Annotated in this window: 11 protein-coding genes; all 11 read left to right on the top strand. The window is 45.8% G+C overall.

From position 1 onward, the window contains the following. Positions 1 to 39 precede the first annotated feature (39 nt). Positions 40 to 1,368 (top strand): MATE family efflux transporter, encoded by a 1,329-nt coding sequence (locus tag FXV78_RS16260; protein ID WP_004840345.1) that lies wholly within the window; start codon positions 40 to 42, stop codon positions 1,366 to 1,368. A gap of 39 nt (positions 1,369 to 1,407) precedes the next feature. Further along, a complete protein-coding gene (locus tag FXV78_RS16255) occupies positions 1,408 to 2,613 on the top strand; it encodes a D-alanyl-D-alanine carboxypeptidase family protein (RefSeq protein ID WP_004840347.1) in 1,206 nt (401 codons plus the stop codon). A gap of 84 nt (positions 2,614 to 2,697) precedes the next feature. Beyond that, positions 2,698 to 3,579: a metallophosphoesterase gene (locus FXV78_RS16250; RefSeq protein WP_039959214.1), complete on the top strand. Its 882-nt coding sequence runs from the start codon at positions 2,698 to 2,700 to the stop codon at positions 3,577 to 3,579. Positions 3,580 to 3,651: 72 nt separating this feature from the next. Beyond that, the gene (locus FXV78_RS16245) at positions 3,652 to 4,395 is read left to right on the top strand and encodes a segregation and condensation protein A (RefSeq protein ID WP_039959228.1); all 744 of its coding nucleotides are present in this window, start codon (positions 3,652 to 3,654) and stop codon (positions 4,393 to 4,395) included. Positions 4,396 to 4,433: 38 nt separating this feature from the next. Further along, on the top strand, positions 4,434 to 5,003 hold the full coding sequence (scpB, locus tag FXV78_RS16240) for an SMC-Scp complex subunit ScpB (RefSeq protein WP_004840351.1): 570 nt from the start codon (positions 4,434 to 4,436) through the stop codon (positions 5,001 to 5,003). Positions 5,004 to 5,064: 61 nt separating this feature from the next. Further along, positions 5,065 to 6,336 carry a D-alanyl-D-alanine carboxypeptidase family protein gene (locus FXV78_RS16235; RefSeq protein ID WP_004840352.1) on the top strand — a complete coding sequence of 424 codons (1,272 nt, stop codon included), beginning with the start codon at positions 5,065 to 5,067 and terminating at the stop codon, positions 6,334 to 6,336. Between the two features lie 113 nt (positions 6,337 to 6,449). Beyond that, entirely contained in the window at positions 6,450 to 8,438 is a 1,989-nt protein-coding gene (locus FXV78_RS16230) for a 2-isopropylmalate synthase (RefSeq protein ID WP_004840354.1), read from the top strand. A 193-nt stretch (positions 8,439 to 8,631) separates the two neighbouring features. Further along, entirely contained in the window at positions 8,632 to 10,068 is a 1,437-nt protein-coding gene (locus tag FXV78_RS16225) for an acyl-CoA carboxylase subunit beta (RefSeq protein ID WP_004840356.1), read from the top strand. A gap of 14 nt (positions 10,069 to 10,082) precedes the next feature. After that, on the top strand, positions 10,083 to 10,868 hold the full coding sequence (locus FXV78_RS16220; RefSeq protein WP_004840360.1) for an OadG family transporter subunit: 786 nt from the start codon (positions 10,083 to 10,085) through the stop codon (positions 10,866 to 10,868). 16 nt (positions 10,869 to 10,884) lie between these two features. Next, entirely contained in the window at positions 10,885 to 11,256 is a 372-nt protein-coding gene (locus FXV78_RS16215; RefSeq protein WP_004840361.1) for a biotin/lipoyl-containing protein, read from the top strand. Between the two features lie 13 nt (positions 11,257 to 11,269). Beyond that, positions 11,270 to 12,421, top strand: coding sequence for a sodium ion-translocating decarboxylase subunit beta (locus FXV78_RS16210; RefSeq protein ID WP_004840363.1), 1,152 nt, complete (start codon positions 11,270 to 11,272; stop codon positions 12,419 to 12,421). Positions 12,422 to 12,434: the final 13 nt, after the last annotated feature.

Below are 12,434 nucleotides of genomic sequence, written 5' to 3'. Positions count from 1 at the left end.
AAGGCGATAGGATAAGAAAGAAACAACAGGGGGGATTTTATGACAAAGACAGCAGCGCCTATGACAAGCGGCTCGATCTGGAAACAGATGACTTTTTTTGCGATGCCGATTTTTCTGGGCAATTTATTTCAGCAATTATATAACACCGTGGATTCTCTGATCGTTGGAAATTTCCTGGGGAGCAGTGCACTGGCCGCAGTCAGCTCCTCCGGAAGTCTGATCTTTATGCTGATTGGATTTTTGAGTGGAATCTCAGCGGGAGCGGGGGTAATCGTTGCCCGGTTTTTTGGTGCAGGAGATGAGAAAAATCTGCAGCGCGCGGTACACACCACAGTCGCATTTGGTCTGGTGGCGGGAGTTTTGATGACCGGCGTGGGAGTGGCACTTTCTCCGCAGATCCTGCGGTGGATGGATACGCCCGAAAGTGTAATGAGGGAATCGGTGACATATCTACAGATTTATTTTGCGGGATCTTTAGGATTTGTGATGTACAATGTCCTGGTGGGAATTCTGCAGGCTGTGGGAGACAGCAGACATCCTTTGTATTATCTGATCGTATCGTCTGTAATCAATCTGGTGTTGGATCTGTTGTTTATCACAGGATTTCATACAGGAGTGGGAGGTGCGGCGGTTGCAACCGTGATCTCTCAGATTGTGAGTGCACTCCTTTGTTTCTGGCAGCTGCTGCGGACAAAGGAAAGCTATGGATTGAAAATTCGAAAAATCCGTTTTGACAAAGGAATCCTTGTCCAGATCATCAAGATCGGACTGCCTTCCGGAGTGCAGAACTCTATCATTGCGTTTGCAAACGTGATCGTACAGTCCAATATCAATGCATTCGGAGAAATGGCAATGGCGGGCTATGGGGCCTACACAAAGGTGGATGGGTTCGGTTTTCTGCCCATCAACAGCTTTACTATGGCACTGACGACATTTGTAGGACAGAATCTGGGTGCAAAGCAGGAGGAGCGCACGAGAAAAGGGGCGCGATTTGGAATTCTCGCAGCAGTTATATTGGCAGAACTGATTGGTGTCGTGGTATTTCTTCTGGCACCACAGCTGATCGCGGCATTTGACTCTTCTCCTGAGATCATTCGGTTTGGTGTGGAAAAAGCCAGAACAGCAGCGTTATTTTACTGTCTGCTTGCATTTTCACATTCCATTGCAGCAATTCTGCGCGGTGCGGGGAAGACGATGGTGTCCATGATCATTATGATGATGTGCTGGTGCGTGATCCGGGTGTCTTTCCTTTCCGTGATGATTCCGCTCACTCACAGCATTCAGGTGGTATACTGGGTATATCCGCTGACATGGAGTTTAAGTTCTCTGGCATTTTTCTGGTATTATAAGAAAGCGAAGTGGATATAATAAATAGTAACAGACCAGATCAGGGAATGGAGAATCGAAATGAAACGTGTTCTCGCAGTGTTACTAAGCGCAGTACTGAGTCTCTCTGTGGCTGTTGTGCCCGGGATTCAGACTCTGGCAGAAGAGCCGGATGCAGCTCAGAAAACAGAAGGGCAGCAGGAGGCAGAGGTGGAAGTACAGGCACCAAGTGCCGTTTTGATGGAAGCGTCCACAGGCGCTGTGTTGTATGAAAAAGATGCAGATACAAGACGCGCGCCGGCCAGTGTCACGAAGATCATGACTATGCTTTTGATCTTTGATGCACTGGAGGATGGAAAAATTGCGCTGGAAGATGAGGTGTCAACCTCGGAATATGCAGCGTCCATGGGCGGTTCTCAGGTGTTTTTGGAACCCGGAGAAACGCAGAGTGTGGATACGATGTTAAAATGTATTTCCGTAGCCAGTGCCAATGATGCCTGTACCGCCATGGCAGAGTACATAGCGGGCAGTGAAGAGGCTTTTGTAAAGATGATGAATGAACGGGCGGCAGGGCTCGGCATGAAAAATACAACGTTTCAAAACTGTAACGGACTGGATACCGAGGGACATTTGACGACGGCAAGAGATATTGCTCTGATGTCCAGAGAATTGATCGAAAAATATCCGAAGATTCATGATTACTGCATGATCTGGATGGATACGATCACCCATACCACAAAAAAGGGGACTTCTGAATTTGGACTGTCCAACACGAACAAACTGGTACGGCAGTATCCATATGCCACAGGTTTAAAGACGGGCTCTACCGATGAGGCCAAATTCTGCGTGTCTGCGACAGCCGAAAAAGATGGGATGGAGCTGATCGCGGTGATCCTGAGCGGAGAAAATTCCAAACAGCGGTTTCAGGACGCGACAAAACTGTTGAATTATGGATTTGGAAAATGTCAGGTGTATGAAGACAATGATCCTCCGAAGTTAAAACCGATCGAAGTGCAGGGTGGTGTCAAAGAGCAGATTCTCTGCGAGTATGCGGATACGTTCCGCTATCTGGACACAAGCGGAGCAAATCTGGCAGGGGTGACAAAGAAGGCACAGATGAAGCAGTCTGTAAAAGCTCCGGTGAAAAAGGGACAGAAAGTAGGCGAACTTGTCTATGAGCTGGGAGAAAAAGAAATCGGAAGAGTGGAGATTCTGGCAAAAGAAAGCTGTAAAAAAGCAGAATTTCTGGATTATCTGAAAAAAGTGATGCAAAAAATCAGGGTGTAGCGAAGTGCTGCACCTTTCCTTATGTTGAACTGCATTCAAAAAAATGATAGGATAAGAAGAAAAAATGACAAAAAGGAGAATGCCATGAAAGCAGTGATCTTAGTGGTCTTTGTTCTGACAGTGGCGGCAGTTCTTTGTCTGCTGGAAGCGTACCGGGAGCAGCAGTATTTCAAGGTGACAGAGGACGTTGTTGTATCCCACAGGCTGAACGGGCTGAAAAAGGAAAAGAAGATCGTGTTTTTAAGCGATCTGCACAATAAAGAATATGGAGTCGGAAATGAACGTTTGCTGGATGCGATCTGCAAAGCGAGGCCGGATCTGATTCTGATCGGCGGGGATATGCTGGTCGGGAAGAAAGGGTGTTCCTTTGCTCCGGCTCTGGAATTTGTTTCGAAACTTCCTGCGATCGCTCCGGTGTATTATGCCTGCGGGAATCACGAGCAGCGGATGAAAAGAAAACCGGAAGTCTATGGGGAGGTTTATCAGGAGTATCAAAAGCAATTAGAAGAATGCGGCGTGCATTTTCTGGAAAATAGCAGCGTCCTGCTTAAGGAGGATGACTGCCGGATCCGGATCTCGGCTCTGGAACTGCCCCTTGCAACTTATACAAAATTCAAAAAATACCGGGTCACAGAGCAGGATGTAACAGCATGTATTGAAAAAGAAGCTGCAGATTATGAGATTCTTCTGGCGCACAATCCGGTTTATTTTGACGCATATAAAAAATGGGGAGCAGATCTGGTGCTTTCCGGGCATCTTCACGGCGGGATTATCCGTCTGCCGGGAATCGGAGGTCTGATCACGCCTCAGGCGATTCCGTTTCCGAAATATTCCGGGGAGATGACAACAGAAGGAGAGCAGACGATCATTGTAAGCCGCGGGCTTGGCACTCATACGATCAATCTTCGTTTTTTGAATGAGGCAGAGATGATCGTGATTCATCTACGGGGCGAAAAAGACAGTTGAGAATTTGAAGGATTTCCCGTATAATGAAACACAGTGCGAAAAAACAGACGGTAGATGGGAGAAATAAAACAGATGGGGATACCGGTAAAATTGCAGGTTTTTGAAGGTCCGTTGGATCTGCTGTTACATTTGATCGAGAAAAATAAGATTGATATCTATGACATTCCGATCGTAGAGATCACCAGCCAGTATATGGAATATATCCGGCAGATGGAGCGGGAAGATTTAAACGTCATGAGTGAATTTCTCGTGATGGCGGCAACACTTCTGGATATCAAATGCCGGATGCTGCTCCCGAAAGAGATCAATGAAGAGGGTGAAGAGGAAGATCCGAGAGCAGAGCTGGTAGAACAGCTTTTACAGTATAAAATGTACAAATATATGTCCTATGAGCTGCGGGATCGTCAGGTAGATGCAGACCAGTATTTTTACCGGGAGGTAGATATTCCCAAAGAGGTGAAAAGTTATGTTCCTGCGGTAGATCTGGATCAGCTTTTAGGGGATGTGACGCTGGTACAGCTGAGGAAGATTTTCCGGGAAGTGATGCGCAGGCAGGAAGAGAAGATCGATCCGGTGCGGAGTAAGTTCGGTAAGATCGAGAAAGAAGAAGTACCGCTTCCGGACAAGCTTTTGTATGTGGAGACTTATGCAAGGACACATAAAAAATTCAGTTTTCGTATGCTTCTTGAAAAACAGAGGAGCAAGATGCATATTGTGGTGACATTTCTGGCAGTGCTGGAGTTGATGAAGACGGGCATGATCCGTGTTTATCAGGAAGAAATCTGCGGGGAGATCCTGATCGATTCCCAGATATAACAGAGCATGTCAGGAGAAACAGGAAGGAAAGAGAAAGAATGGAGCAAAAAAAACTGCAGGCAGCCATAGAAGCAATTTTGTTTGCAATGGGAGGCTCTGTGGAGCTGAAAAAACTTGCACAGGCGATCGGACATGACGAAGAAACGACAAAAAAAATAATCCGCCAGATGATGGACCGGTATGAGAAAGAAGATCGGGGAATCCGGATCATCGAACTGGAAGCTTCGTTTCAGATGTGCACGAAAAAAGAGATGTATGAATATTTGATCCGGGTAGCAAAGCAGCCGAAAAAACAGGTTCTTACGGATGTACTTTTGGAAACGCTTTCGATCATCGCCTACAAGCAGCCGGTTACAAAACTGGAAATCGAAAAAATCCGTGGCGTCAAATCGGATCATGCAGTCAGCAAGCTGGTAGAATATGATCTGGTTGAGGAAGTGGGGCGTATGGATGCGCCGGGAAAACCGCTTTTATTTGGAACCACAGAAGAGTTTCTGCGCAGATTCAGTGTACATTCTCTGGATGAACTTCCTGCGCCGAATCCGGAGCAGGTAGCACATTTTAAAGAAGAAGCAGAGGATGAGGTACAGTTAAAGTTAAACCTGTAGTTCTGATTAAAAATCTTCGGACATAGGATATAGCAAAGAATGTCTGGAGAATAAAAAAGCAATGCATGAGAAAAGAAGGGAAAGAGGACGAACATATCGGGTCGGGCTGATCCTGGGCTTTTGTCTTCTGATTGCAGTAAATGGTCTGTTTCCGGTTTCGTGTGTATATGCGGAGGAAGAACAGACAAAAATCGCATACGGGGAGAATACTCCAGGACAGTTATACGCCCGGTCGGCAGTTTTGATGGATGCAGACAGCGGGCGTATTTTGTTTGCAAAAAATGCCGAAACAGAGCGTCCTATGGCGAGTACAACCAAGATCATGACCTGCATTCTTGCATTGGAACGTGCAGACCCGGATGAGAGTGTGTCAGTCAGTGCCAATGCGGCAGCCCAGCCCAGAGTCCGACTGGGGACAGTGGAAGGACAGAAATTTAAGCTTAAGGATCTTTTATATTCTCTGATGCTGGAATCACATAACGATACAGCGGTGATGCTGGCAGAACATCTGGCTGGAAGCGTGGAGCAGTTTGCGGATGAGATGAACCAGAAAGCAAGAGAACTGGGACTTAGCCATACCCATTTTGTCACACCCAATGGTCTGGACGGGGCAGATGACGGCGGGAGCCATCGGACCACGGCAGAAGAACTGGCAAGGATTATGCGCTATTGTGTGATGGAGTCTCCAAAGCGGAAGGAATTTCTGGAAATTACAGGCGTGTCTTCCTATCAGTTTTCGGATCTGGAGCAGACGCAGACGTATTCCTGCATCAATCACAACGCGTTTCTTACGATGATGGAAGGCGCTGTATCCGGAAAAACCGGATTTACCGGGGAGGCAGGATATTGCTACGTGGGGGCATTAAAAAGAGAAAAGCGAACCTTTATCGTAGCACTTCTGGCGTGCGGCTGGCCGAACAATCGGAGCTATAAATGGGAGGATACAAAAAAACTGATGGAGTACGGTCTGGAACATTTTGAATATCAGAGTATGAAAGGCGCCGGGCAAAAATTTAAAATCCGGGTGACGGATGGGATTCCGGATTCCAATCAGAAAGAGGCGTATACATATGCAGAAGCACTGTCAGAGCAGTCAAATCTTTCGTTTCTGCTGGCAGACTGGGAATCTGTTCAGGTAAGAAGGAACATTCCGGCAGTATTACCGGCTCCTGTCCGGGAAGGGACAGAAGTGGGAACGATAGAATATCGGGTCAACGGAGAAACTCTTGCCAGACTTCCGGTAGTAATCCAAAGGTCTGTGGGAAAAATTGATTTTTCATGGTGCTGGAAGAAAATAGCAGCAAAATATTTCTTAAAAGAGAAAATATATTAAAATAAATCAAGGCAAGTGATTAAAAATGTCACTGGTATCGAATGGAAGAGTATGATAGTATAAACGAAATAAAAAAAGACAAGTAAATTGATGTAATATAAGGAGTGCTTGCGATGAAGAATTTTGAAAAATATGAAAGAAGCTATTTTATGCCGCCGGTGCCGTGCTATGACTGGGTGAAGAAAGACCATATTGAAAAACCGCCCGTCTGGTGCAGCGTGGATCTGCGGGATGGGAATCAGGCATTGATCGAGCCTATGAGTCTGGAGGAAAAAATAGAATTCTTCCAGATGCTTCTGGATGTCGGCTTCAAGCAGATCGAAGTGGGATTTCCGGCAGCGTCTGAGACAGAATATCAATTTCTGCGTACATTGATCGAGCAGAATATGATCCCTGAGGATGTAACGATCCAGGTTCTGACACAGGCGAGAGAGCATATTATCAAACGGACCTTTGAAGCGGTCAAAGGAGCGCCGCATGCGGTCATTCATCTGTATAATTCAACTTCTGTCGCACAGAGAGAACAAGTGTTTAAAAAGAATAAAGAAGAAATCAAAAAAATTGCGGTAGACGGAGCCATTCTTCTGAATGAGCTGGCAAAGGAGACAGAAGGGAATTTCACGTTTGAGTACAGCCCGGAAAGTTTCCAGGGAACCGAGGTGGATTATGCGCTGGAAGTGTGCAATGCAGTTCTCAGAGTGTGGGAGCCGTCCAGGGAGCGAAAAGTGATCATCAATCTTCCGACAACCGTGGAAAACGCGATGCCGCATGTGTTCGCAAGTCAGGTGGAATATATGAGCAAGCACTTATATAACAGAGAACATGTATTGTTATCGCTTCATCCGCATAACGACAGAGGATCCGGCGTCAGTGACGCAGAGCTTGGAATTCTGGCAGGAGCGGACCGGATCGAGGGAACGCTGTTTGGAAACGGCGAACGGACCGGAAATGTGGATATTATCACGGTTGCTATGAATATGTATTCACAGGGAGTGGATCCGGGCTTGGATTTTTCCAACATGAGTGAGATCAGTGAGACCTATGAGAGACTTACCAGAATGCAGGTTTCTCCGAGACAGCCATATGCCGGAGAACTGGTATTTACCGCGTTTTCCGGTTCTCACCAGGATGCGATCGCAAAAGGAATGGCATGGAGAGAAGAGAAGCAGTGCCAGACATGGTCGGTTCCTTACCTTCCTCTGGATCCAAAAGATGTGGGACGCCGCTACGAGACCGATGTGATCCGTATCAACAGTCAGTCCGGAAAAGGCGGAGTCAACTATATTTTAAAACAGAGCTTTGGAATCAGCCTTCCGCAGAAAATGAGAGAAGAGGTCGGCTATCTTGTAAAGGATGTGTCGGATAAAGCGCATAAAGAACTGACGCCAGACTGGGTATACCATATATTTGAAGATCATTATATTCACGTAAAAACAATCTTTACAGTAGATGAATGTCACTTTAAACAGGAAGACGGAATCCTTGCGGAGGCGACGATCCACCATGCGGGAAGCGACCGTGTGATCAACGGAATGGGAAATGGACGTCTGGATGCGGTGAGCAATGCTATTAAGCACTATTTTGACATCGATTATGAGCTGGCATTTTATGAAGAACATTCCATGACAAAAGGGTCTTCATCCAAAGCGGTCGCTTATGTGGGCGTGATCTGCAATAAAAAGCGCTACTGGGGAGTCGGCATTGATGCCGATATCATCAAAGCTTCTGTAGAAGCCCTGGTCGTGGCAGTCAATAAGATCGAAGAACTCCGAAATCAGCAGGAATGCAAGGATGCAAGACTCTTGGAGATCACGAATTATATCTATGCAAACTATAAGCATGTGACACTGGATGAGCTGTCCGAAAAGTTTTTCCTGTCGAAACCATACCTTTCCAAATATATCAAGGAAAAATCAGGAATGACATTCGGAGACATCCTGAAAAATGTCCGGATGAAAAAAGCCTGCACGATGCTCAGGGAAGGCAATGCAACTGTAGAGAGTATCGCAGAGACTGTGGGATATCAGAACGTAGAACATTTCAACCGGATCTTTAAAAAGATGTATCAGGTCACTCCGGTGCAATTCCGTAATCAGAAGTAAAAAACAAAGACATATTTCCAAAGTCAGGAAATATGTCTTTTTTTATAAAAATTCGGAAAAAATAAAAGAAAATGGCAAAGAAATAACAAAAAACAGAAATTTAATTGAATTTTTTCGCTAAGTAATATATACTAGAATAGGCAAAAATTTTGGTTTATATTTAAACACATTTTATAATATGGAGGGCTAGAATATGAGCAACAATGCAACAGAAAACTCAGCAAGCAGAAGAATTGCCACAGTGCTTGATGAGGGCAGCTTTGTTGAAATCGGTGGTGCAGTTACAGCAAGAAATACAGATTTCAACCTGCAGGAAAAAGAAACTCCGGCTGACGGGGTCATTACCGGCTATGGAGTGATTGACGGAAATCTTGTCTATGTCTACAGCCAGGATGCATCTGTTTTAAAAGGTGCGATCGGCGAGATGCATGCAAAGAAGATTGCAAACATCTATGACATGGCAATGAAGATGGGAGCGCCGGTCATCGGTCTGATCGACTGTGCAGGTCTTCGTCTTCAGGAAGCGACAGACGCGCTGGAGGCATTTGGAAGCCTGTACTTTAAACAGGCAATGGCATCCGGTGTGATCCCTCAGATCACAGCTGTTTTTGGTATGTGTGGCGGTGGTCTTGCAGTCGTGCCGGGACTGACGGATTTCACATTCATGGAAAATAAAGAAGGAAAATTGTTCGTTAATTCACCAAATGCTCTGGAAGGAAACATTGATTCCAAATGTGACACAGCGAGTGCTGAATATCAGAGCAAGACAGCAGGGCTTGTCGATGTGACAGGAACAGAAGAAGAGATCTTAGGGCAGATCCGTTCTCTGATCTGCATGCTCCCTGCAAACTTTGAGGATGATGCATCCTATGACGAATGTACAGACGACCTGAACCGTGTCTGCGCAGATCTTGCCAATGCTGCGGAAGATACAGGAATTGCACTTGCCACAATTTCTGACAACAATATTTTCTTTGAAACCAAGAGAGAATATGCAAAAGAAATGGTAACAGGATTTATCCGTCTGAACGGAATGACAGTGGGAGCTGTTGCAAACCGTTCCAAAGTATATGATGCAGAAGGAAATGCAGAGTCCTATGAACAGGTTCTGACAGTTGACGGATGTAAAAAAGCAGCAGATTTTATCAATTTCTGTGATGCTTTCTCGATTCCGGTATTATCCCTGACAAACGTGACAGGATTTGAAGCAACTCTGGAAGCTGAGAAGGATATGGCACGTGCAGTTGCAAAACTGACTTACGCATTCGCGAATGCATCTGTACCAAAGGTTAATGTGATCGTAGGAAAAGCTTACGGAAGCGCATATATTGCGATGAACAGCAAATCTATCGGGGCAGATCTGGTATACGCATGGCCGACAGCTGAGATCGGAATGATGGATGCTTCTATGGCAGCAAAGATCATGTATGCAGATGCAAACGCAGAGACATTGAAAGAAAAGGCAGCAGAATACAAAGAGCTGCAGTCCAGCCCGGTTTCCGCGGCAAGAAGAGGATATGTGGATGCAATCATTGATGCAGCCGATACAAGAAAATATGTGATCGGAGCATTTGAGATGCTGTTCACAAAGAGAGAGGATCGTCCGGCAAAAAAACACGGTACGGTTTAGTGAGGTGAGGCAAAGTGAAGAAAAAATTAAGTTTAATCGTACTTGCCTGTGCTCTTACCTTAGGTGTTTCAGGATGCGGCAGCGAGGCAGATACGACAACAAGTAATGAAAAAGAGTCCATGGTGGCTTATTCAGAGGCGATTGTCAGCAGCTTCAGTCAGACACCGGATGAAGTTTTTGACCAGTATGAAGAGATGTCCGAACTGCAGCTGGATCTGATGCTTCTGAATACAGGACTTCCTGTAGATTCTGAGAATTTCCTTTCCATGATTGAAGCCTGGAAAGCGGGAGAGGCAGAATGCGGAGCATTCAAAAGCTATGGAGAATTCGAGACAGAGATGACAAGCTCCGGAATCGTAGTTTCTACAGAAGCAGAGTATGAGAATAAGACTGCAGACATTGAATTTACATTCGATGAAGAACAGCAGATGGACAGCTTGACGATCAATGCACATTATTCTACTGCGGAGATTCTGAAAAAAGCGGGACTGAACACCATTCTTGGAATGGGAACTGTATTCGTTGTTTTGATCTTTATTTCATTCATTATTTCTCTGTTCAGATTTATTCCGGAACTTGAGAAGAAATTTAAGAACAAAAAAACTGCAGAACCGGCAAAAGCACCGGCTCCGGCTCCTGTACCAGTTGCAGAACCGGCAGCAGAAGAAGCTTCAGATGATGCAGAGCTTGTAGCAGTGATCTCAGCAGCGATCGCAGCGGCAGAAGGAACTTCTGCAGACGGATTTGTAGTTCGCTCGATCAAGAGAAGAAAATCGAATAAATGGAACAAATGGAATTAATCAGGAGGATTTTAAAATGAAAAATTATACAATTACTGTAAATGGAAATGTATATGATGTGACAGTAGAAGAAAAGGGAGCAGGTACTGCACCGGTTGCAGCGGCAGCACCAGTTGCAGCTCCAAAGGCAGCACCGGCAGCGGCTCCGAAAGCAGCAGCACCGGCAGGAGCAGGAAGTATCCAGGTAAAAGCGGGAGCAGCTGGAAAAGTATTCAGTATTGACGCAAGCGTAGGACAGGCTGTAAAAGCAGGAGATGCCATTGTAACAGTAGAAGCTATGAAAATGGAAATCCCTGTAGTAGCTCCGGAAGATGGTACAGTTGCTAGCATTGATGTGGCAGTAGGCGACGCAGTAGAGTCAGGAGCAGTATTAGCCACATTAAACTAGGAGGTTTTGACAAATGGAATATATTTCAAATACGCTGGGGAACCTGGTAGAGCAGACTGCGTTTATGAACCTGACGTTCGGAAACCTGATTATGATCGCAGTTGCCTGCTTTTTCCTTTATCTGGCGATTAGACACGGCTTTGAACCGCTGCTGTTAGTTCCGATTGCATTTGGTATGCTTCTGGTTAATATTTATCCGGATATCATGCTTCATGCAGAAGATTCGGCGAACGGAACAGGCGGACTTCTGTATTATTTCTATGTTCTGGATGAGTGGTCAATCCTGCCGTCTCTGATATTCCTTGGTGTCGGTGCGATGACAGACTTTGGACCATTGATCGCGAACCCGAAGAGTTTCCTTCTGGGTGCGGCAGCACAGTTTGGTATTTTCGCCGCATACCTTGGAGCAATGGCAATGGGATTCTCTGACAAAGCGGCTGCAGCGATTTCTATCATCGGTGGTGCTGACGGCCCGACTTCTATTTTCCTCGCAGGAAAATTACAGCAGACAGCAATCTTAGGACCGATCGCGGTAGCGGCATATTCTTATATGTCACTGGTTCCGATCATTCAGCCGCCGATTATGAAGCTTCTTACAACAGAAGAAGAGCGTAAGATCAAGATGGAGCAGTTAAGACCAGTTTCCAAACTGGAGAGAATCCTCTTCCCGATCATCGTTACGATCGTAGTATGTACGATTCTTCCTACAACAGCTCCTCTGGTAGGTATGCTGATGCTTGGTAACCTGTTTAAAGAATCAGGTGTTGTAAGACAGCTGACAGAGACAGCATCCAATGCTTTGATGTATATCGTAGTAATCCTGCTTGGTACATCTGTAGGTGCTACAACAAGTGCAGAAGCATTCCTGAACATGGATACACTGAAAATCGTTGCACTGGGACTGATCGCGTTTGCATTCGGTACAGCAGCCGGAGTATTGTTCGGTAAACTGATGTGCTGGGCAACAAAGGGCAAGGTAAATCCTCTGATCGGTTCTGCGGGTGTGTCTGCGGTTCCTATGGCAGCCCGTGTTTCTCAGAAAGTCGGAGCAGAAGCAGATCCTACAAACTTCCTGCTGATGCATGCGATGGGACCGAACGTTGCCGGAGTTATCGGTACTGCGGTGGCAGCCGGAACATTTATGGCGATCTTTGGTGTGAAATAATAATGGAGGACAG

The sequence above is a fragment of the Mediterraneibacter gnavus ATCC 29149 genome (assembly GCF_008121495.1).
Classification (GTDB): domain Bacteria; phylum Bacillota; class Clostridia; order Lachnospirales; family Lachnospiraceae; genus Mediterraneibacter; species Mediterraneibacter gnavus.
Note: the sequence above shows the minus strand (reverse complement) of the source record. Positions and strands in the feature narration are given on the sequence as shown.

Bases quoted from the DNA above. Each gene is read 5' to 3' on its own strand.
- FXV78_RS16260 (WP_004840345.1), top strand. From the start codon at position 40: ATGACAAAGACAGCAGCGCCTATGACAAGCGGCTCGATCTGGAAACAG.
- FXV78_RS16255 (WP_004840347.1), top strand. From the start codon at position 1,408: ATGAAACGTGTTCTCGCAGTGTTACTAAGCGCAGTACTGAGTCTCTCT.
- FXV78_RS16250 (WP_039959214.1), top strand. From the start codon at position 2,698: ATGAAAGCAGTGATCTTAGTGGTCTTTGTTCTGACAGTGGCGGCAGTT.
- FXV78_RS16245 (WP_039959228.1), top strand. From the start codon at position 3,652: ATGGGGATACCGGTAAAATTGCAGGTTTTTGAAGGTCCGTTGGATCTG.
- scpB (WP_004840351.1), top strand. From the start codon at position 4,434: ATGGAGCAAAAAAAACTGCAGGCAGCCATAGAAGCAATTTTGTTTGCA.
- FXV78_RS16235 (WP_004840352.1), top strand. From the start codon at position 5,065: ATGCATGAGAAAAGAAGGGAAAGAGGACGAACATATCGGGTCGGGCTG.
- FXV78_RS16230 (WP_004840354.1), top strand. From the start codon at position 6,450: ATGAAGAATTTTGAAAAATATGAAAGAAGCTATTTTATGCCGCCGGTG.
- FXV78_RS16225 (WP_004840356.1), top strand. From the start codon at position 8,632: ATGAGCAACAATGCAACAGAAAACTCAGCAAGCAGAAGAATTGCCACA.
- FXV78_RS16215 (WP_004840361.1), top strand. From the start codon at position 10,885: ATGAAAAATTATACAATTACTGTAAATGGAAATGTATATGATGTGACA.
- FXV78_RS16210 (WP_004840363.1), top strand. From the start codon at position 11,270: ATGGAATATATTTCAAATACGCTGGGGAACCTGGTAGAGCAGACTGCG.